The organism is Nocardia sp. NPDC052566 (assembly GCF_044547285.1).
Taxonomy (GTDB): Bacteria; Actinomycetota; Actinomycetes; order Mycobacteriales; family Mycobacteriaceae; genus Nocardia.
The window spans coordinates 146,130-168,026 of sequence record NZ_JBIUAF010000001.1; the positions used below are offsets into that span (position 1 = coordinate 146,130).

Annotated in this window: 8 protein-coding genes and 1 pseudogene; all 9 read left to right on the forward strand. The window is 71.3% G+C overall.

The window, feature by feature from the left end; genetic code table 11:
- Nucleotides 1-3 precede the first annotated feature (3 nt).
- Nucleotides 4-3,300: a beta-ketoacyl synthase N-terminal-like domain-containing protein gene (locus ACIG5A_RS00670; RefSeq protein WP_397236181.1), complete on the forward strand. Its 3,297-nt coding sequence runs from the start codon at nucleotides 4-6 to the stop codon at nucleotides 3,298-3,300.
- Entirely contained in the window at nucleotides 3,284-8,305 is a 5,022-nt protein-coding gene (locus tag ACIG5A_RS00675; RefSeq protein ID WP_397236183.1) for a condensation domain-containing protein, read from the forward strand. The genes ACIG5A_RS00670 and ACIG5A_RS00675 overlap by 17 nt, the downstream gene beginning before the upstream one ends.
- The gene (locus ACIG5A_RS00680; RefSeq protein ID WP_397236185.1) at nucleotides 8,302-11,280 is read left to right on the forward strand and encodes a type I polyketide synthase; all 2,979 of its coding nucleotides are present in this window, start codon (nucleotides 8,302-8,304) and stop codon (nucleotides 11,278-11,280) included. The genes ACIG5A_RS00675 and ACIG5A_RS00680 overlap by 4 nt, the downstream gene beginning before the upstream one ends.
- On the forward strand, nucleotides 11,273-16,939 hold the full coding sequence (locus ACIG5A_RS00685; protein ID WP_397236187.1) for an amino acid adenylation domain-containing protein: 5,667 nt from the start codon (nucleotides 11,273-11,275) through the stop codon (nucleotides 16,937-16,939). The genes ACIG5A_RS00680 and ACIG5A_RS00685 overlap by 8 nt, the downstream gene beginning before the upstream one ends.
- Nucleotides 16,936-18,705, forward strand: a complete 1,770-nt coding sequence (locus tag ACIG5A_RS00690) for a fatty acyl-AMP ligase (RefSeq protein ID WP_397236189.1) — start codon at nucleotides 16,936-16,938, stop codon at nucleotides 18,703-18,705. The genes ACIG5A_RS00685 and ACIG5A_RS00690 overlap by 4 nt, the downstream gene beginning before the upstream one ends.
- Entirely contained in the window at nucleotides 18,702-19,628 is a 927-nt protein-coding gene (locus tag ACIG5A_RS00695; RefSeq protein ID WP_397236191.1) for a hypothetical protein, read from the forward strand. Before ACIG5A_RS00690 ends, ACIG5A_RS00695 begins: the two co-directional genes overlap by 4 nt.
- Before the next feature lie 2 nt (nucleotides 19,629-19,630).
- Nucleotides 19,631-21,379, forward strand: coding sequence for an HAD-IIIC family phosphatase (locus tag ACIG5A_RS00700; RefSeq protein WP_397236193.1), 1,749 nt, complete (start codon nucleotides 19,631-19,633; stop codon nucleotides 21,377-21,379).
- On the forward strand, nucleotides 21,366-21,617 hold the full coding sequence (locus tag ACIG5A_RS00705; protein WP_397236195.1) for an acyl carrier protein: 252 nt from the start codon (nucleotides 21,366-21,368) through the stop codon (nucleotides 21,615-21,617). Before ACIG5A_RS00700 ends, ACIG5A_RS00705 begins: the two co-directional genes overlap by 14 nt.
- Nucleotides 21,614-21,871, forward strand: a pseudogene (locus ACIG5A_RS00710) (MaoC family dehydratase); the annotation flags it as partial. The gene ACIG5A_RS00705 and the pseudogene ACIG5A_RS00710, both read left to right, overlap by 4 nt.
- Between the last annotated feature and the right edge of the window lie 26 nt (nucleotides 21,872-21,897).

Consider the following 21,897-nt stretch of genomic DNA (forward strand, 5'->3'; position numbering starts at 1 on the left):
TGAATGTCTGGAGAGAACGCTCGTCGCACCGTCGACGAGATCAAGACCTTTATCACCCACACGCTCGGCGATCTGCTCGACCTGTCGGCGGAGGAGATCGCCTTCGACGAACCGTTCCTGAGCCTCGGCCTCACCTCGGCGACGGCCCTGGTCTTCGTCGGCATCGTCTCGGCCTGGCTCGGTAAACCGCAGCCCGCCGACCTGCTCTGGCAGTACCCGACGGTGAAGGCGCTGGCCGACGGCCTGAGCGCAGCCCAGGTCACCGATGGCGCCGCGCACCAGGACGGTGCGGCGGCAACGATCGAGCAGCCGCGCGCGCCCGGCGGCCAGGAACCCGTCGCGATCATCGGCATCGGCTGCGCGTTTCCCGGTCTGCGCGGGCCTGGGCAGTTGTGGGACGCGCTGCGGCACGGCAGGGAGCTGGTCGGCGCGGCGCCGAGCGCCCGTCTCGACTGGCCGCCGAGCGCCGGCCCGCGGAGCACGCCCGAGCGCGGTCCGGTGTTCGGCTCCTTCCTGGACGACCCGTACGCGTTCGACGCCAACTACTTCGGCATCGCCGACGCCGAGGCCGCGTGCATGGATCCGCAGCATCGCCTGCTCGCCGAGACGGTCGCCGACGCGTTCGACGATGCGGGGCTTCCGGTTTCGCGGCTCGCGGGCACGGCCACCGGCGCCTTCATCGGCATCAGCGCGGGCGATTACGCCCGCGGCGTGGACACCGCGGGACATATCGGCATGGATATCGCCGCGGTCACCGGCAATGCGGCCAGCATCGCGGCGAACCGGCTGTCCTATCTCTACGACCTGCGCGGGCCGAGTATCAGCGTGGACACCGCCTGCTCGTCGTCGCTGGTGGCCACCCATCTGGCGCTGCGCAGCCTGCACGACGGCGACTGCGATCTCGCGGTGGTCGGCGGGGTCAACCTGACACTCGATCCGAGGATCACCGAATCGCTCACCGCCGCGGGCATGCTGGCCGCGGACGGGCGATGCAAGACCTTCGACGACCGCGCGGACGGCTACGTCAGGGGCGAGGGCAGCGCAGCGGTCGTGCTGAAGCCGCTCGCGCATGCCGAGCGCGACGGCGACCGCGTCTACGCCGTGCTGCTCGGTTCCGCCGTCAATCAGGACGGCCGCACCAACGGGCTCACCGCACCGAGCTTCCAGTCGCAGACCGAACTGCTGCGCCGCGCCTGCCTGCGGGCGGGTGTCGACCCCGCCGAGGTGCAGTATGTCGAGGCGCACGGCACCGGCACCGCGCTCGGCGATGCCATCGAGGCGCGTGCGCTCGGCGCGGTGTTCGCCGAGAACCGCGGCGGCGACGACAGATTCCTCGTCGGATCGGCGAAAACGATGCTCGGCCATCTGGAGGCCGCCGCGGGGATCACCGGCCTGATCAAGACCGCGCTCGCGCTGCACCACGGCGGGCTGCCCGCGAACCTGAACTTCGAATCACCCAACCGGCACATCGATTTCGCGGATCTGCGGTTCGACGTGGTGACCGAACACCGGGAGTGGCCGCAGGGCAGGAAGCTGGCCGGGGTCAGTTCCTTCGGCTTCGGCGGGACCAACGCGCATGCCGTGCTCACCGCCGCGCAACCCGCCGCACGGCGGGCGCCGGTGGCCGTCTCCGATGAACGGCCCTATCTCGTCGGCATTTCCGGCCGCAGCGAACACGCGACGCTGGCTCAGGTGGACAGCTGGATCGAGTTGCTCGGCGCGCCGAACCCGCCGTCGATGGCGGAGCTGGCGCGCACCTCGATGGTGCGGCGGACCCAGCATTCGTGCCGCATCGCGGTCGTCGCCGACGATCATGCCGGGCTCGCGACGCAACTCGCCACGATCGCGGGCGGCACGCTGCCGCTCGGCGCCGCCGCGGGCCGGGTACCGCGCGGCGGGCCCGGCAAGGTCGGCTTCGTCTTCACCGGCCAGGGCAATCAGTGGCTCGGCATGGGCCGCAAGCTGATTCGATACCAGCCCGCGTTCCGCAACGCATTGCAGGCGGTGGACCGCGAGCTGCGCCCGGTGCTCGGCTGGTCGCCCTTCGCCGCCATCGATCGCGGGCAGGATGCCGAGGCGCTCGCCGATACCGGTGTCGCGCAGCCGATCATCTTCGCACTGCAGGTCGCGCTCGCGGCCATGTGGCGCGGGCTCGGCATCGTGCCCGACGCCGTGGTCGGGCACAGCGTCGGCGAGGTCGCGGCCGCGCACGTGTGCGGCGCGATCGATCTGCCGACCGCCGCGCGCGTCATCGCGGCACGGGCGCAGGCGACAGCGCGGCTGCGTGACAACGGGTGCATGGCGGTGGTGAACCTGCCCGCCGAGGAACTCGGATCGCTGCCCTCAGGGGTGTACCTCGCCGGCGCCAACGGCCCGCGGTGGACGCTGCTCTCCGGTGCCGTTGCCGCGATCGACGGCCTGCTCGACCGGCTGGCGAACGAGCGGGTCATGACCAGGAGACTGCCCGGCCACTACGCGTTCCACTCACCGCTGATGCGCGAGAGCGTGCCGGAATTCGCGGCAGGTATGCCCTGCGTCCAGCCGGGCGACGGCGGTATTCCCTTCTATTCCACCGTCACCGGTGGCCTGCTCGACGGCTCCCGGCTCAATGCCATCTACTGGACCGATCAGGTGGTGCGGCCGGTGGCCTTCGCCGACGCGGTCGGCGCCATGATCGAGGCGAATATCGGCTCCTTCGTCGAAATCGGCCCGCATCCGGCGCTGAGCGGCATGCTGAAAAACCTGCTCCGGCACCACGATCGCGCCGGTATCGCGGTGCCGTCGCTGGTGCGCGAGGTCGACGACCGCGCGGTGCTGCTCGCCGCGCTCGGCGAACTGCATGTGCGCGGCCACGAAGTGGACTGGGCGGCACTGGATCCCGCCGATCGGCCGCTGGCCGGGCTGCCGCTGTATCCGTTCGATCGCAAGTCGTACCGGATCGCCGGTGCGGCGCCGGACATCCGCGCCACCGCCGCGCCGCGGCGCTCGACCGGGCTGTTCGCCGCCGACGCCGAATTCGTCGCGCCGCGTACCGAATACGAGCGGGCGGTCGCCGAGATGTGGGCGGACATGCTCGGCCTCGAGCAGGTCGGGGTGTTCGAGAACTTCTTCCGCATCGGCGGTCATTCGCTGCTCGCCACCCAGTTCGTTCGTAGCATCCGCGAGCTGTTCGAGATCGAGTTCCCGCTGCGCCGCATGCTGCGGGAACCCACCGTCGCCCAGGTGGCCGCGGTGCTGGAAGAACTCATGGTCGAACAAGCCGACGCACTGATGGAGACCGCCCATGAACTCACCAGCTAGCAGCCTCGCGCTCGCCAGGCTGCGGGAGCGCCGCGCCGCGGGCAGTGTCGCGCGCACCATTCCCGTACGCACCGGGACGGGACCGTATCCCGCGACACCGGCGCAGCGCGGTATCCGGCTGCACGAGCAGCTCGCCGGTAACGCGGCGGTTTACCATGTGCCGCTGGGTATTCGGATCACCGGACCGCTCGATGCCGAGGCGCTGCGGCACGCCGCCGACGCGCTGACCCAGCAGCAGCACGCGCTGCGGACGGTATTCACCGACGCGCCGGGTGCGCTGCGCGGCGAGATCGTCGAGGTCGACCGCGCCGACTGGCAGGCACACGATCTTCGGCTCGTCCCCGCGAAAAGCCGTGCCACAGCGGCGGATCAGGTGCTCGAGACCCTTGCGGTCGCGCCGTTCGACCTGGCCGCCGGACCGCTGACGCGGTGGGCGCTGCTGCGGCTCGCCGAGCAGGAGTGGATCCTCGCGGTCGTCGCACACCATCTCGTGCTGGACGGACTGTCCATCGGGCTGCTGATCGATCAGCTCTGGATCGCCTACGGCGCCTACCGCACCGGTGCGCCGACGCTGCTCACGGCGCCCGCGCGCCAATACGCCGACTACGCGGACTGGAGTGCCGAACGCCGCGAGCGGGCGCCGCGCGCGGCGGCCGTCGACGCCCGCGCCGCCCTGGTCCGCGACGTCGCGCCCTTGGATCTGTCGACCGGCCGCGCGCGTCCGCGCCGGGTCGGCAACGATGGTGCGCGCGTGGCGGAATCGTTCCCGCGCGCGGTCGCCGACGCGGTGCGCGAATGCGCCGCCGCCCAGGGGGTTCCGCCGTTCGTCTTCCTGCTGGCCTGCTACGAGCTGACCTTGGCGCAGCACACCGGGCGGCGGGATTTCTGCGTCGGCATCCCGATGGCCGGGCGCCCGTACGCCGAACTCGCCGATACCATCGGCCATTTCGTGAACACCGTCCCGGTCCGCTCCGATCTGGTGGCGGGTCAGTCGTTCCTCGATCTGCTGCGCCGCACCGGTGACAGCGCGATGGCGGCCTACGACGACGAGCTGATCCCCTTCGAGAACATCGTCGAAAGGCTCGGCGGGCCATGGGATCCCAGCTACAGCCCGGTTTTCCAGACGCTGTTCGTCCAGCAGGCGCTGCGCCGCCCCGACCTGAGCCGCTGGGAACTGACCGTCGACTGGTACACCATCGACACCGGGGCGACGCTGTACGACCTGGTCATGCACGTGGCCGAGACGGGCGCGGACTTCGAATGCCAGCTGACCTACAACTCGGCGCTGCTCGACGCCGACACCGTCGCGGCCCTGGCGCGCGATTTCGTCGCGATCGCGGCGGCCGCGGCGGCGGACCCCGCTGCCGCGGTGGACGATCTGGTCGCCGGGCTGCCGCGGCGTGCGCGCGCCACGACTTGCGCGGTCGCCGTGGCGGATTCGGCCACCGAGCCGGATGCGGCGATCGGAGCGGGCACGGCGGAGTTCGAACCCCCGGCCGGCGCGCTGGAGCAGCGTCTCGCCGCGCTGTGGGCGCAGGCGCTCGACCTGCCCGAGGTGGGTCGCCACGACGACTTCTTCCTGCTCGGCGGCAGCTCGCTGGCGGCGACGCGGGTGCTCGCGCAACTGCTCGACGAGTTCGGTGTCACCGTCTCACTGCGCGAGCTCTTCGAGAGCCCGACCGTCGCGACCACCGCGCGCCTGCTGGAATCGGCCCCCGCCGCGGCGGATTCGCCGTTGTCGCCGCGCGCGACGCCGCGCGCGGACGATGAGCTGCTCGCGGTCTCCTTCGCACAGGAGCGGCTGTGGTTCCTGGAGACGCTCGACCCCGGCAACAGCACCTACATCATGCCCGGCGGCCTGCGGCTGCGCGGTGCGCTCGATATCGCCGCATTGGAACGGGCGCTGGCACTGGTCGAACAGCGGCACGAGGTGCTGCGCAGCGTCTATCGGACCACGCGGGACGGTCAGCTGCGTCAGCTCGTCCAGCCGTATCGGCAACGGCCACTGCCGTTCACGGATATCAGCGCGCTGGCCGACGGCGAGCGGGCCCGCGCCGAGGCCGAACTCGCCGCGGCCGTCTACCGCGCACCGTTCGACCTCGCCGACGGACCGGTCTGGCGCTACCACCTCATCGCGTCGGGCCACGACGATTACCTGCTCGCGATCGCGCTGCACCACATCGTCTGCGACGGCTGGTCCATCGCGGTACTGAGCCACGAGGTCGCCGCGCACTACCGGGCCGAACTCGACAATGTCTCGACACCATTGCCGCCGCTGACGGTGCAGTACGCGGATTACGCCGCGTGGCAGCGCGACGGCGCGGCCCGCCTCGACGACCAGCTCGACTTCTGGCGCGGTGAGCTCGCCGCCCCGGCCGTCACCGAAATCCCCGGCGACCGGCCACGTCCGGCCCGGCGCACCGCGCGCGGCGCGGTGGCGCGGCTGACGGTCGACCCGCGGGTGATGGCGCAGATCAAGGCGATCGCCGGGCGCGGTGGCGTGACCGCCTTCGCGGTGCTGCTCGCCGCGTTCTACACCGTGCTGAATCGGTATACGCGGCAACGGGATCTGGTCGTCGCCTCGCCGATCGCCGGGCGCACCCGGTCGGCGGTGGAGCCGTTGATCGGCTGCTTCCTGAATACGCTCGCGCTGCGCGTCGAGCTCGATCCGGAGGAGCCGTTCGCCGATCTGGTGTCCCGTGTCGGCAAGACGGTGCTCGCCGCGCACGCCAATCAGGACTGCCCGTTCGAGCGGGTGATCGAGGCGCTGGTACCTCATCGCGACATGAGCCGGACGCCGTTGACGCAGATCATGTTCAACTACCTGAACACCCCGCCGCCCACACTCGGGATGGCGGGCCTGGCGGTGGAACTGGTCGACGCGCCACGGGCCACCGCCAAACTGGATCTGGACCTCACCGTCGACGAGACCGGCGACGGGACCCAGCTGACCCTGGAATACAGCACGGACCTGTACGACGCGGCGACCGCCGAGCGCCTGCTGCGGCATTACGCGGCCGCCCTTGCCGAGATCGCGCGGCGGCCGGAGCAATTGGTCGCCGAGATCGCGTTGGAGGGCGCGGAACAGGCGGCGGCTCGGTCGGTATGGGATCTGCCCGGTATCGCGGTGGCGCCCGAGATCGCGGACGGCGAAACCCTGGCCGACCGGTTGGCGCACGTCGCCGGATCACGGGGTGACGCACCGGCTTTGAGCGATGCGGCGACATCGACGAGCTACGCGGAGCTGGTGACGCTGGCCGGTGACATCGTGCTGGAGATCGCCGCCGCCGAACTGGCGGGCAGCCGGATCGCCCTGCTCTACGAGCACACCGCGGCGAGTTTCGCCGCGGTGTGGGCCGCGATCCAGTCGGAGGTCACCTACGTGCCGCTCGATCCGCGCGCGCCGCAGGCTCGGCTGATCGAGATCATCGAGGAGTCGAATATCTCGGCGCTGCTCTGCGATCCGGAGCTGGCGCCGCTCGCGCGGTCGATCGCGGGCGCGGTGCAGGTGCTGCCGGTCTCCGGCCGCGCGGATCGCCCGCGCGGGCGTGACCATCTCGCACACGTCGAACCCGTTGCGGGGCAGGACGCGCCGCAGGATCTGGCGTACCTGGTGTACACCTCGGGATCGACCGGTCGCCCCAAGGGCGTCGAGCAGAGCCGCGACAACGTGCTCGCCCATGCCGTGCGTTACGCGCGGCGCCTGCGCATCGGTCCGGACGACATCGTCGCGGGCCCGGCGCGCTACACCTTCGACGCGGGAATCCTCAACTCGTTCGGCGCCGCGGTGGTGGGCGCGCGATTGCATGTGATCGATCCACACCTGTTCAGCCCCGAGGCATTGCGGGCGGAGATCGAGCGCGCCGGTGTCACCGTGCTGCACTGCACGCCGACGCTGTTCCGCTATCTGCTCAGCGATGCGCGGACGCCGTGGCTGCCGCGGGCGCTGCGGGTGGTCGGGCTCGGCGGCGAGGAGGTGGTGCGCGGCGACATCCTGGATTTCGGCCGCCATTTCGGCCCGGCCTGCCGTCTGGTGAGCCTGTACGGGCCCTCGGAATGCTCAGTGGCGCTGCAACATCTGGTCGACCCGGCCGATGCCGAGCGCGCCGGGGTGCCCATCGGCCATCCGGTGGCGGGCATCGCCGCCGAACTGGTCGACGAGTCCGGCCGCCGCACCGAGGTCTACGGTGAGCTTGCGCTGCGCAGTCCGCATGTGGCGGTGGGCTATTGGCATCGGCCCGAACTCACCGACGCGGTGTTCGGCACCGGGCCCGACGGCGAACGCTACTACCGGACCGGCGATCTGGCCCGCAGACTGCCCGACGGCAGGCTCGTCTTCGCCGGACGCAAGGACCGGCAGGTGAAGATTCGCGGGCATCGCGTCGAGCCGGGCGAGGCGGAAACCGTGCTGCGCGACCATCCTTCGGTCGCCGAGGCCGCGGTGGTGCTCGATCCCGCTGCGACGCCGCCGCGGCTCGTCGCCTACCTGACCCAGGAGGGGCCGCTGGCGCCGGACCAGGTGGAACTGACCGCATTCCTGCGAACCCGGCTGCCGGACTACATGATTCCGTCGGCCTATCTGGTGCTCGACGCACTGCCGCGCGGGTTGACGGGCAAGCTGGACCGGGCGAAGCTGCCGCCGATCGCGGTGCCGGAGGCCGCGGTGTTCACGCCGCCGCGCACGGAATTGGAGCGCGTGGTCGCCGAGGTGTGGGCGGAGGTGCTCGACCGTCCGGTCGGCCTCGGCCAGAACTTCTTCGACCTCGGCGGCCATTCACTGGCCGTGGCCAGGGTGCGCGGCCTGCTCGAGCGGCGCCTCGGCATCGCGCTGGCCATGACGGACCTTTTCGCCGCTCCCACCGTCGACGGGCTCGCGCTCACCCTGGCCGGGCGCACCGCGGGGCCCGACGACACCGATCGCGGCCAGGACCGCCGCGCGGCCGCCGCCCGTCGCCGCGCGCACCGGCAGGCCGCGGCGACCGCACCCGAGGGGAGCCGTCGATGACGCACGAGGACAACGATTTCCGGGTGGCCGTCGTGGGGATGGCCTGCCGCTTCCCCGATGCGGTCACCGTCGAGGGCTACTGGCGCAACCTGTGCGATGGCCGCGAATCGGTGGGGCCGCTCGCACCGGAATCCCGGCCCGCCGACGCACCGGCCGGTTACGTGCACGCCGGGGCGCGGCTGGCCGATGCCGACCGGTTCGACGCGGAATTCTTCGCGATGAGCCCGCGCGAGGTGCAGCTCACCGACCCGCAGCACCGGCTGTTCCTGCTGTGTGCTTGGGAGGCATTCGAGGACGCCGGGTTCGTGCCCGCCGAAAACCCCGCGCCCGTCGGAGTATTCGCCGGCGCGAGCATCAGCACCTACCTGCTGCGCAACCTGGTCGGGCATGCGCGGCTGCTGGACAACCCGAGTTCGCAACTGCACGCGCTGCACGGCAACGCCCCGGACTACCTGGCCAGCAAGGTTTCCTACAAGCTCGATCTGACCGGGCCGAGCGTGGCCGTGCAGACCGCGTGCTCCACCTCGCTGGTCGCGGTGCACCAGGCCGCGCAGGCACTGCTCGACTTCCAGTGCGATGTCGCGGTCGCGGGTGGCGCGAGTGTGCAAGTGCCCCAGGAGGCGGGCTACATCTACGAGGAGGGCTCGATCCTCTCCCCGGACGGCCACTGCCGCGCCTTCGACGCCGAGGCGGGCGGGACGGTCTTCGGTTCCGGCGTCGGGGTCGTCGTCCTCAAGCGGCTCGCCGACGCCGTCGCCGACGGCGACCGCGTGCACGCGGTGATCCTCGGCTCCGCCGTGAACAACGACGGCGCCAATAAGATCGGGTACACCGCACCGGGTATCGCGGGGCAGCGCGCGGTGATCCGGGAGGCGTTGTCGGCGGCCGGAATCGGCGCCGAGACCATCGGCTACGTCGAGGCGCACGGCACCGGAACGCGGCTCGGCGATCCCATCGAGGTGTCCGCGCTGACCGCGGCCTATCGCGAGCACACCGACGCCGTCCAGTACTGCGCGCTCGGATCGGTGAAAACCAATGTGGGCCACCTGAACGCGGCGGGTGGCGTGGCCGGATTCATCAAGGCGGTGCTCGCGGTCCGCGACGGGCTCATCCCGGCGAGCCTGCACTACTCCCGGCCCAATCCCGAGATCGACTTCGCGAGCAGCCCGTTCTTCGTCAACACCGAATTGCGAACCTGGCCCGACCGAGTGCGCAGGGCCGGGGTGAGCGCCTTCGGCATCGGCGGCACCAACGCCCATGTGATCGTGGAGCAGCCGCCCGCGCGGCGGGCCGTCGCGACCACGCAGGGGCCGCGCGCGGTGCTCGTCTCCGGCCGCACCGCGACCGACGCCGACCGCCTTGTCGCCAGGCTCGCCGCCCATCTCGGCGCGGAGGCGGCCGAATTGCCGGGCGTGGCACATACTTTGGCGCACGGCCGCCGCCGGTTCGCGCATCGCCGGATGGTGGTGGCGAACACCACGGCCGAGGCCGCCGCGGCGCTCGCCGCGCCGCTGACCGGCGAGGCGGTGGCCGCACCCGCGGTGGCGTGGCTGTTTCCCGGACAGGGCGTCGCGCTCGGCGACCTCACGGAACTCGCCGCCGTTCCCGCCTTCGGCGCGGGATTGCGTACCTGTGCACAGCTGCTACGCGAGCGATACGGCTTCGATCTCCACCGCGCGGCGCGCGGCGCGGGCGGCACCGAGCAGACACAGGTCGCACTGTTCGCCGTCGAGTACGCGCTGGCGGGGATGTGGCGTGAATTCGGCGTCGTGCCGCGAGAGTTGCTCGGGCACAGCCTCGGTGAGCTGGTGGCCGCGACGGTAGCCGGTGTGTTCGAGCTGCCGGATGCGCTCGGACTCGTGGTCGAGCGTGGCCGCGTCATGGCGGCCGCGCCGCAGGGGGCGATGCTCGCGGTGTCGCTCGGGGCGGCTCAGCTCGCCGAGCGGCTGCCCGACGACGTCTGGACCGCCGCGGACAATTCCGCCACCCGTTGCGTGGTGGCCGGAACCAGGTCGGCCATCGAGCGATTCGCCGCGGCACTGGCCACGGACGGCGTGGCGAGTTCGCCACTGCCGGTGGGACATGCGTTCCACACCCCGCTGATGGACGAGGCCGCGGCGCGCTTCGCCGAGGCGGTCGGCGCGGTGCCGCGCCGGGCGCCGCACACCGAGTTCTGGTCGAATCTCACCGGCGCGCCCATCACCGCGGCGGAGGCGGTCGACCCCGGCTATTGGGCCCGCCAGATGACGAGCACGGTGCGCTTCCGCGAGGCGGCGCTCGGTGTGCTCGGCCGGAATACGACGACAGTCGGACTCGAGGTGGGGCCGGGCAAATCTCTCGTCTCCTTCCTGCGCACGGCCGATCGGCGGACACCGACGGTCGGCACGCTCGGCGCCGAGTCCGGTCCCGGAGCGATCGTGACGGCGGCGGGGCGGCTCTGGCTGGCCGGTGTCGAGGTCGATTTCGCCGCCGTACACGGTGACGAGGGCAGGACCGTCGTCAGCCTGCCGACCTATCCCTTTGCCCTGCGGCGCTATTGGGTCGATCCGCCACAGGTACAGGCGCACGAGCCGCGCATCGACGTGGTGCCAGAGGCAGCGGCCATCGAACACGCGGCGGCGAGCAGGCCCTCGGCGGCGAGCGAGGCCGACGACGACGAATTCGCCGACTCCGTCCGTGGCCGTGTCGCCGGGATCTGGCGTTCGGCGCTCGGCATCGACGAGCTCGATCACGCCGCCAACTTCTTCGAACTCGGCGGCGATTCGCTGCTCGCGGTGCAGGTGGCCACCCGCCTGCGCGCGGTCTTCCCGCTCGAGCTCGCGCTCGGCGACCTCTTCGCCGCGCCGACCATCGCGGGCATGGCCGCGACCATTTCCGATCACCTGATCCAGCGGTTGGACGAGCTGTCCGACAGCGAGGTCGAGCTGCTGCTGAACGAGCAGGGCCCCGCGCGAGAACGGAGCGACAATGCCTGAGCCGACCGATATCCGCGCCTCGCGGCGGGAACTACTGCGGCGCTGGACGTCAGGGAACAGCGGGCGGGCCGCCATCGCACGCAGGGCCGATCCGGCCGCGCCCGCGCCGCTTTCGGCGGCGCAGCAGCGGATCTGGTTCCTGGAGCAGCTGTTTCCCGGCCGCGCCACCTACACGATGCCACTGGCGCTGCGCCTGCGCGGCAGGCTCGATCTGGTCGCGCTGCACGACGCGCTGACCCTGGTCGTCGCCAGGCATGATGCCCTGCGCACCAGTATCGAGGTCGACGACGGGGTACCTGTCCAGGTGGTCCGGCCGTTCGAACCGATACCGCTGACCGTGGTGGAGCGCGCCGCGCTGGATCCGCTGCGGCCGGTCGAGGACGCGATGGAGCGGGTGGAGCGGTTCAGCCGCACCGTCTTCGACCTGTCCGGGCGGCTGTTCGAGGTGCTGGTGGTACGGCTGGATCAGCAGGACTCGATTTTCGCGGTCGCCATGCACCACATCGTGTCCGACGGCTGGTCGCTCGGCGTCTTCGCCACCGAACTCATGACCGCCTACGCCGATCTGGTCGCGGGCCGGACACCGGCGCCGCCCGAATTGCCGCTGCAGTACCCCGATTACGCGGCCTGGCTGCGCGAGCGCGCCGAGCAGGACAGGTTCGGGTCCGATCTCGACTACTGGTACGACGTGCTGGGCGACGAGCCGCCACTGGTCACCTTCCATCCGGACCGCCCGCGCGCCGCGCGGCCCGAAAGCCGCGGTGCGCGACTGACGTTCACCATCCCGGCGCGGGTCCTCGGCGCATTGCGCGGGCTCGCCGACGAGGTCAGGGTCGATGACCGCCCGGCCACGCTGTTCGTCGCGCTGCTCGCCGGATTCAAGGCGCTGCTGCGCTACTACACCGGCGCCGAGGACATCACCGTCGGGACGCCCATCGCGAACCGGACCAGGCCGGAGGTGGAGCCGCTGATCGGATTCTTCGTCAACGCGCTCGCCCTGCGGACGGATCTGTCCGGCGCACCGACGTTCCGTGACCTGCTCGCCCGCGAACAGCGCGTGGTGTTCGACGCGTTCGACCATCAGGAGGTGCCGTTCGACCTCGTTGTCGACCATGTGCGCCCCGACCGGGAGCTGAGCCACTCGCCCCTGTTCCGCACGGTGCTGGTGCTGCAGAACACCGCGCTGCCCGACGTGGATGTCGCGGGGCTGAGCGCGGAATATCTCGAGGTGCATTCGGGCACGACCAAATTCGATGTGCTGGTGACCCTGCGCCAGGTCGGTGACGAACTCGCCGGTGCGCTCGAATACGACGTCGACCTCTACGACGAGCCGACCGTGGCCGCGATCGCCCGGCATTTCACCGCGTTGCTCGCCGCCGTCGTCGAGTATCCGGATACACCGCTGCCCGAGCTCGATTTTCTCGAATCCGCCGAGCGGGCACGGGCCGCGGCGCTCGCGCTGCCGAGCACGGACGGGGTGGCGGTGCGCGAGTGCCTGCACGACCTGTTCGCCGCGCGGGCTGCGCTCACACCGGACGCGATCGCGCTCACCGATGCCGATCGCGAGCTCGGCTATGCCGAATTGGCCACGGCGGCAGATCTGCTCGCTCGCCGCCTGCACGCGCACGGCATCGGGCGCGGCGCGTTCGTCGGCATCCATCTCGAACGGTCGGCCGATGTGGTGGTGGCGATCCTGGCTGTCCTGCGCACCGGCGCCGCCTACGTCCCGCTCGACCCGATGTATCCGGCCGAGCGGATCGATTTCATGGTGGCCGACTCGGGCGCGCCGCTCATCATCACCCAGAGTTCGCTCGCCGCAGGGCTTTCCGCCTCGGCCGAGCTGCTGCTGATCGACGAGCCGGGACCGGCGCCGGCCCCGGTGGTGTGGGCGGCGGCCGAGCCCGGCGATGCCTGCTACCTCATCTACACCTCGGGCTCGACCGGCGTGCCGAAGGGCGTGCTCATCGAACACGCCAATGTAGTGCGGCTTTTCACGTCCACCGCGCGGCTGTTCGACTTCGGCCGCGACGACGTGTGGACGATGTTCCACTCGTACTCCTTCGATTTCGCCGTCTGGGAGATGTGGGGCGCGCTGCTGCACGGTGGACGGCTGGTGGTCGTCCCCGGCGAGATCGGGCGCTCCACCGAGGAATTCGCGAATCTGCTGGTCCGCGAGCGGGTCACCGTGCTCAACCAGACGCCGTCGGCCTTCGCGCAGCTGCTGCGCGTGACGGCGGATCGCCCCGCGGCCGACAGCGCGGTGCGCTGGGTGATCTTCGGCGGCGAGGCGCTCGACCTGGCAAGCCTGGCACCGTGGTTCGACCGCCACGGCGACAGCGCGCGCCTGGTGAACATGTACGGCATCACCGAGACGACCGTGCACGTCACCTACCGGGAGCTGACCAGCACCGACGTGACCCGCGCCGCGGGCAGCCTGATCGGTGTCCCGCTGCCCGATCTCGGCGTGCTCATCGTGGATCCGGCCGGACGCCCCGTGCCGGACGGGGTGGCGGGCGAGATGCTCGTCTGCGGCGCCGGTGTCGGCCGGGGCTATCTGAACCGCGACGAGCTGACGGCCGAACGCTTCACCGCGAGTGAACTTCTCGGCGGCCGCCGGGTGTACCGGACCGGTGATCTGGCCCGGCGCAGGGCCGACGGCGATCTGGAATACCTGGGCCGGATCGATCAGCAGGTCAAGGTGCGCGGCTTCCGCATCGAGCCGGGGGAGATCGAGGCGGTGCTCGACGCACATCCGGGCGTCGAGCAGTCCGTGGTGCTCGCCCGCAAGGAGGCGGGCGATACCACCGGCCTCGTCGCCTATTTCACGCCGCGCGACTATTCCACGCCGCACGATGCCGCCGCGAGCGGCCCGAGCGACGCCGAGCGCGGACAGGTCGCCGACTGGGAGGTCGTGTTCGACAGCACCTACGGACCTGGCCGGGCCGCCGGCGACGCCGATTTCGACATCTCGGGCTGGAACAGCTCCTACACCAACGCCGCCATCGCCGAGGAGCACATGCGCGAGTGGGTCGAGGCGACGGTCGCCGCCGTGCGCGACTTCGCGCCGCGCGATGCCGCCGCACCCCGGCGCATCCTCGAAATCGGTTGCGGCACCGGACTGTTGCTGTCCAGGCTGGCCGCGGACTGCGCGGTGTACGACGCCGTCGACATGTCCGCCTCGGCGATCGAGAACGTCCGCACGAAGATCGTGGCCGCCGATCCCGCGCTGGCGCACGTCCGGCTGTGGCACGGTCCGGCCGATGCGCTGCCCGACGACCTCACCGGCGGCTACGACCTCGTCCTGATCAATTCGGTCGTGCAGTACTTTCCGAGCGCCGACTACCTGACCGGTGTGCTGGACCGGGCCACCGAACTGCTGGCCGAGAACGGTGTGCTCTTCGTCGGCGACGTGCGTGATCTGACGCTCAGCGAATCGTTCCACGCGACGGTCGAGGCGGCGGGCGCACCGGGCGGCGGCGCCGCCGAACTCGGGCCCGCGGTGGCCGCCGCGCTGCGCGACGACGCCGAATTGGTGATCTCACCACGGTATTTCACCGATTTCGTCGCCTCGCGCGCCGAGCTGATCGGCTGCCGGATCCGGCTGAAGCGGGGCAGGCACCGCAACGAGATGTCGTGCTTCCGCTACGACGCGGTGCTGCAGGCCGGTGTCCGCGAGCTGGCGGTGACGCCGCGCATCCTCGACGGTGCACCGGATCCCGACGCGCTCGCCGCGCTGCTGCGGCGCGAACAGCCCGCCGCCGTGCTGGTGCCCGATGTGCTCGACGCGCGCGTCGCGGGTCCGCTCGCCGCCGTCGCGGAGATCGCCGGTGGTCGCGCCAACGCCGCCAGAATCCGTGCCGCGCTGGGCGATTCCGGTGGTGTCGATCCGGAGGACTTCCTTGCCGTCGCCGACCGGCTGCCCTACCGCGTCGAGGCGCTGCGCCGCCCTGGCGGGCACTTCGATGTCGTCGCCACCTCGTGGGGCCTCCCGGCGCCCGCCGCGCCGGTGCGCGAGAGCGGGTGGCCGGATGCCCCGGTGACCTCGGATCCGTTGCGGGTCAAGGCGCGTGCGGACCTCATCGTCGACGTGCGCGCGCACCTGGCGCGGCGGCTGCCGCAGCACATGGTGCCCACCGCCGTGGTCGCGCTGGACCGGTTCCCGTTGACCGCCAACGGAAAACTGGATCGCCGCGCGCTGCCCGCACCGGTGCTGCGCCGCGCCACGGTGGAATTCGAGCCGCCGCGCACACCGCTGGAGCAGCGCGTCGCGGGCGTGTTCGCCCAGGTCCTCGGCGTGCCGCGGGTGGGACGCACGGACAACTTCTTCGACCTCGGCGGCCATTCGCTGCTCGCCGCCCAGCTCATCCTGCGCCTGAAAGAGACCTTCGGTGAGGCGGTTCCGCTCGGTTCGCTGTTCGCCCGCCCCACCGTGGCCGGTGTCGTCGCGGTGCTGTCGGGTGGGGACGCCGTCGAGCAGACCATCGACCTGGCGGGTGAGGTGGCCGCGACGATCGCCGCATGGCCGCCGGGACCGTGGCCGGTCGCCGCGCCGGACACCGGCGGCGTATTGCTCACCGGCGCAACCGGATTCGTCGGCGCCTTCCTGCTGCACCAGCTGCTCGCGCGTACCGACGCGCAGGTGCACTGCCTGGTGCGGGCCGAAAGCCGCGAGGAGGCGCTGGAACGGCTCGCCGCCGCGCTCGACGGCTACGAGCTGCCGCGCGACGCCTTCGACAGGGTGTCCCCGGTACTCGGCGATCTGGCCAGGCCACGGCTCGGTTTGAGCGAGAAGGAGTTCCTGCTGCTCGCCCGCAGCATCGACGCGATCTATCACAACGGCGCGCAGGTGAACTTCGCCATGCCGTACAGCGTGCTGGCGGCGGCGAATGTGGCGGGCACCGAGGAGCTCATCACGATGGCCAGGATTGCCGGCGCCCCACTGCATTTCGTGTCGTCGCTGTATGTGCTCGGCCCCGGCGACGCGGACGCGGGCCTGGTCACCGCACCGGCCGTCGCCCGCGATCCTTCGCGATTGTCGCTGGGCTACCTGCAGACCAAATGGGTCGCCGAGCGCCTGGTGTGCGAGGCGGGCGAACGCGGCCTGCCGGTGTCGGTGCTGCGGCTCGGCCGCATCGGCGGTGACAGCGGGACCGGCGCCTGCCAGACGAGCGACTTCTTCTGGTTGCTGGTCAAGGCGAGCCAGGAGGTCGGGCTCGCGCCGAAGGTGGACTTCACCGTCGACCTCGCGCCCGCCGATTTCGCCGCCGCCGCCATGGTGGAGCTGGCCCGGCGCCCCGAGCCCGGCGCGCACATCTACCATCTGCGCAATCCGGCGCCGTGCGCCTTCCTCGACGCCATCGGCTGGGTGCGCGAAATGGGCTGGGCGATAAGCCTGGTCGACCTCGCCGAATGGCGTGACGCGGTGGCCGCGCACGCCGCGACCGCGGGCGCCGACTCGGCGTCGCTGCGGGTGCTGAGCCTGCTGAACGCGAACGACGGCCTCACCCCGCTGCTGCGGTTCGAGGTCGACGCGGCGGTCACCGGGCTGGCGGGCGTGTCGTGCCCGCCGGTCACCCGCGACCTGTTCGTCCGTTATCTGGACTACTTCCGCAAGGTCGGCTTCCTCGCCGCGCCGTCACCACTGGAGGTCGGAGTATGAGCGCATCACTGCTCACCGCAGGACAATTGGAGTACGACACCCTCGTGCACGCGCTGACCGTGCAGAGCAGGCAGCGGCCGGATCAGATCGCCTACAGCCATCTCGGCTATCCGGACCCGCGCGCCGCCCGCGGCACGACGACATCGCTGACCTACGGCGAGATCGACCGCGCGGCACGGGCGTTCGCCGTCACGCTGCTGCAGGTCGCTCAGCCGGGTGATCGTGCGGTGCTGCTGCTGCCGCCGGGGCTGGACTATGTGAAGGCGTTCTTCGGCTGCCTGTACGCCGGAATCATCGCCGTGCCGCTGTATCCGCCGAGCACGCACAACGCCAACGGCCGCCTCGACGCGGTGTGCGTCGACGCCGATCCCGCGTGCCTGGTGACCACCGACGCCGAAATGTCCAAGGTCACCGCCTGGCTCGACACCTCGCCCATCGATACGACGCGGCTGGTGCTCAGCACCTCCGAGGTCGACGAGTCGGTCTATTTCGAGCCTGCGCCACAGGGCGGCGAGCAGATCGCACTGCTGCAGTACACCTCCGGCTCGACGCGCGCGCCCGCCGGGGTGATGGTGCCGCATCGCGGGCTGCTCGCGAACGCCGCACAGGTGTACGAATTGCTCAGCCACGTAGGGCTTTCCGGATCCGATCTGACCTTCGTCAGCTGGCTGCCGCTGTTCCACGACATGGGGCTGATGGTCGGGGTCATCCTGCCGATCATCAAGGGCAACGGGGTGGTGCAGATGTCGCCGACGGCGTTCCTGCGCAGGCCGGAGCGCTGGTTGCAGACGATCAGCGATATCCCGACACCGACCGTGTCGGCGGCGCCGAACGTGGGCTACGAGCTGTGCGCGGACCGTGTCGACCCGGGACAGATCGACGGTCTCGACCTGAGCCGCTGGCGGTTCAGCCTCGCCGGCGCGGAGCCGGTGCGCGTGAGCACCATGCGCAAGTTCCACGCCGCGTTCGCTGGCTACGGGCTGTCCGCGTCGACGCTGGTCGCCGGGTACGGGCTCGCGGAGGCGACGCTGATCGTCTCCGCGAACTGGCGCACGGAGGCGGGCATCGAGACGCTCACGGTCGATCGCGACGCGCTCGCGCAGGGCAAGGTGATCGTCACCGAGGGCGAGGGCGCGCAGGTCGTCAGCGCCGGGGCGGCGGTGCCGGGCACCAGGATCGTGATCGTCGACCCGGAGACCGGGCTGCCGCTGCCCGACGATGAACTCGGCGAGGTGTGGGTGAGCGGTCCGGCCATCGCCACCGGCTATTTCAATCGGCCCGAGGAGACCGAGCAGACCTTCGGCGGCCTGCTGTGCCCCTCGGACGGCACGCGCTATCTGCGCACCGGCGATATCGGCTTCCTGCACGACGGCGAGCTCTATCCGACGAGCAGGCTCAAGGACCTGATCATCGTCGACGGCCGCAACTTCTATCCCCCCGATCTCGAGGCCACCGCCGAGGCGGCGCATCCGCTCGTCCTGCCCGGCCGCTGCTCGATCTTCTCCATCGACGGCGAAACGGGGGAGAAGATCGTGGTATTGGTCGAGGCCAGGATGAGCGTCGGCTCACCCGAGGGCGCGGCCGCGGCGGCGGCACTGCGGAACGCGGTGCGCCAGGCCATCTTCGACACCCACGAGGTCGGCGTGCACGAGGTGCTGCTCCTCGGCCCCGGCGGCATACCCCGCACCTCGAGCGGCAAGATCCAGCGCGCGGCGTCGCGCACCGCCTACCTCGGCGGCGCGCTGCGAGTTCTGCGGCCGCGATGACCACGGCACTGGCGACCCACGGCGACAAGCTGAGCTGCTTCACCGCGGCCTTGGCGGGCACACTCGCGGCACGGGGCGAATCCCGATGGTGGCGGCCACTATTGGCGGACGGTCCGTTACTCGCCGTGCGGCCCGTCGACGACGACCTGCTGCTGTTCGAGCACCACGCGGCGCCGTTGCTGCCCGCGCTCGGGCTGCGGATCAACGGCAACGACGAGTGGGACGTCGCGTACGCCGCCATCGAGGAGCAGGTGGCCGGGCACGGTTCGGCGGTGGTGCTCGCGGATATCTTCCACCTGCCGTGGCAGCGCGGCTACCAGCGCTGGCACGCCCCGCACTGGCTGGCTCTCGTCGCGACCGTCGACGGCTGGACGGTCGAGGATCCGCTGACGATGACGACCGAACTGGGCCTGCAGACCGGACGGCGAATTCCGGTGCCCGGCAAGGCGGAGCTGCGGGCATGGTCGGCGAGCCTGCCCGCCGGGGAGACGGTGGCGCTGCTGCGTGAGCAGGCGATGGCAGGGACCGCCGAGATCCACGCGGGCCGGACCTACCGGTGGCTCGAAGCGGGCCCGATCGCACCGCTCGCGCCGCGGTCGGACCGGCTGGCCGGGGCGGATGCGCTGACGGCGCTGGCGAGCCGTTACCAATTCGCCACCACCGCGGCCGATTTCGCGCAGATCGACGATATCTGGCAGGCGCTGCGCCAGCGTGAGCTGCTGCTCTGGGCGGCCGATCTCGACCCCGGCCTGCTCGGCGCCGCCGAGCGCGCGCACTGGGAACACGCGGTGGCACGGTGGCGCACCCTGCCGCCGCTGCTGATGCACGCGGGCACGCGGGCGCGGTCCGGTGGCACGGTACGGACCGCGCTGATCGCCGAAACGCTGCGCGAACTCGCCGGATACGAAGCGAAGGGAGCATAGCCGTGGATACCTCTCTGGCAGTGGAGCTTTCACCCGCCGACGGCTACGTGACGTGGACCCGCCGTGCGAACGAGCTCGCGCAGGCGCCGACCACGCACCCGGCCGAGGTGCGGCTCGCGGTGCTGGCCACCTACACCACCGAATTCCTGGCCGAGCTGTTGCCGCTCGCCTGCGCCCGCGCCGGAATCACCCCGCACCTGCTCGAATTCCCGTTCGGTCAGGTCGAACAGGTGCTGCTCGACCCGAAAACACCGCTGCGCGAAGGCGACTACGTGGTGCTGTCCGGTACCCATCACGATCTGGCCGACAGCGCGGACGATATCGTGCGCCGCTGGGTCGGGCTCTGGGACGCCGCGGCCCGGCTCGGCGTCCGGGTGATCCAGCTCGGCTTCGCGCCGCCGCCGGTCGACGCCTACGGCCCCGTGGCCTGGCGGGCACCGCGGTCACGGTCGAGCCTGGTGCGCGAGATCAACACCCGGCTGGCCGAGCAGGCCGGTGGCCGGGTGCTCTTCGTGGACGTCGAGCAGCTCGCGGCGCAGGTCGGACTGCGGCACTGGGAGGATCCGCGTAGCTGGTACCGGGTCCGCCAGCCGCTGGCACCGGACAGCCTGCCGTGGCTGGCCGCCGCGATCGCCGATACGGTGGCCGCCGACCGCGGCCGCGGCGCCCGCTGCGTCGTGCTCGACCTGGACGGCACGCTCTGGGGCGGCATCCTCGGTGAGGACGGCATCGAGGGCATCCGGATCGGCGCGGGCCCCGAGGGCGAGGCGTTCGCGGAGTTCCAGCGCTACCTGCGCGCGCTCACCGAACGCGGTGTCCTTCTCGCGGTGGCGAGCAAGAACGACCGGGACCTGGCGCTGCGCGCGCTCGCCGAGGCGCCGGGCATGGTGCTGGGCCCGGCCGACTTCACCTGCGTCGTCGCCGACTGGCGGCCGAAATCCGAACAGCTCCAAGAGATTGCGGAGAAGATCCGGTTGGGCCCGGCGAGTATGGTCTTCATCGACGACAACCCGGCCGAATGCGCGCAGGTGCGCGCCGCGCTGCCCGAGGTGCGCGCGATCTGCCTGCCGCCGTCGGTCGCGAAGGCGCCCGCACTGCTCGCGGCGCTGCCGTGGCTGCATCCCGGCGCGCTGTCCAGCGAGGACTTCACCAGGCAGCGTTCGTATCAGGCGCTGGCGGCCGCGGAATCGCTTGCGGCACAGGGCACTCTCGACGAGTTCCTGGACGGCCTGGCGATGGTGGCCACGATCGAGCCGATCAACCGGACCAGTGTCGAGCGCGCGGCCCAATTGATCGGCAAGACGAACCAGTTCAACCTCACCACCCGCAGGCATACCCAGGCGCAGGTGCTGAAGATCGCGCAGGATCCGCGCTGGCTCGCGGTCACCCTGCGGCTGCGCGACCGGTTCGCCGACCACGGCATCGTCGGCGTCCTGCTCGCCGAGGACCGCGACGGCGTCGTCGAGATCGACACGCTGCTGCTGAGCTGCCGGGTCATCGGCCGGACGGTGGAGGACAACCTGCTGGCGCGCACCGCCCAGTGGGCACTGGCGCGCGGGTGTGACCGGGTCCTCGGCCGGTATCGGCCGACCGCGCGCAACGCGCTGGTCCGGGATCTGTACGCCCGGCACGGTTTCCGGCTCGACGCGGAGTCGGCACAGGAATCGGTCTACGGATACGACTTGGTGAGCGGCGCGCTGGAGCGCAGCCGTCATGTACGAGAGGCGCAGGTGCAGTATGGCTATCGATGAGGTGACCGCGCGGCTGCTCGAGCTGTTCGCCGAGGTGGTCGGCGAGCCCGCCGCGCACGGAGTGGCGACGGCGCGCGCGGATATGGACACGTGGGATTCGCTGGCTCAGGTGCGCCTGGTCTACGCGGTGGAACGCGGCTTCGGCGTGGAACTTCCGGAGCGGCTGCTGACCTCGGAGGTGGCGCTGGCCGATATCGCGGCCGCCGTGGTCGCCGCGCGGCAGGCCGGTGTGTCATGAGCACCAGGGTGTTCCGGCTCACCGACAGCGATGTGCTCAGCTACGCCACCGCGGTGGGGGATCGCAACCCGCTGCACGTCGACACCGATTTCGGGCATCGCTCGCCCTACGGCAGGCCGGTGGCGCACGGCGCGCTGGTGGTGACGCTGGCACTGGCCGCGCTGGCCGAGACGTGTGATCCCATGGTGGTCCGCGAGATTCGCGCGACCTTCCGCCAGCCGACCATCCCGGGGCGGCGCTACGAGGTCGACTGGACGGTAGCGGAGGGCACGGCCCGCGG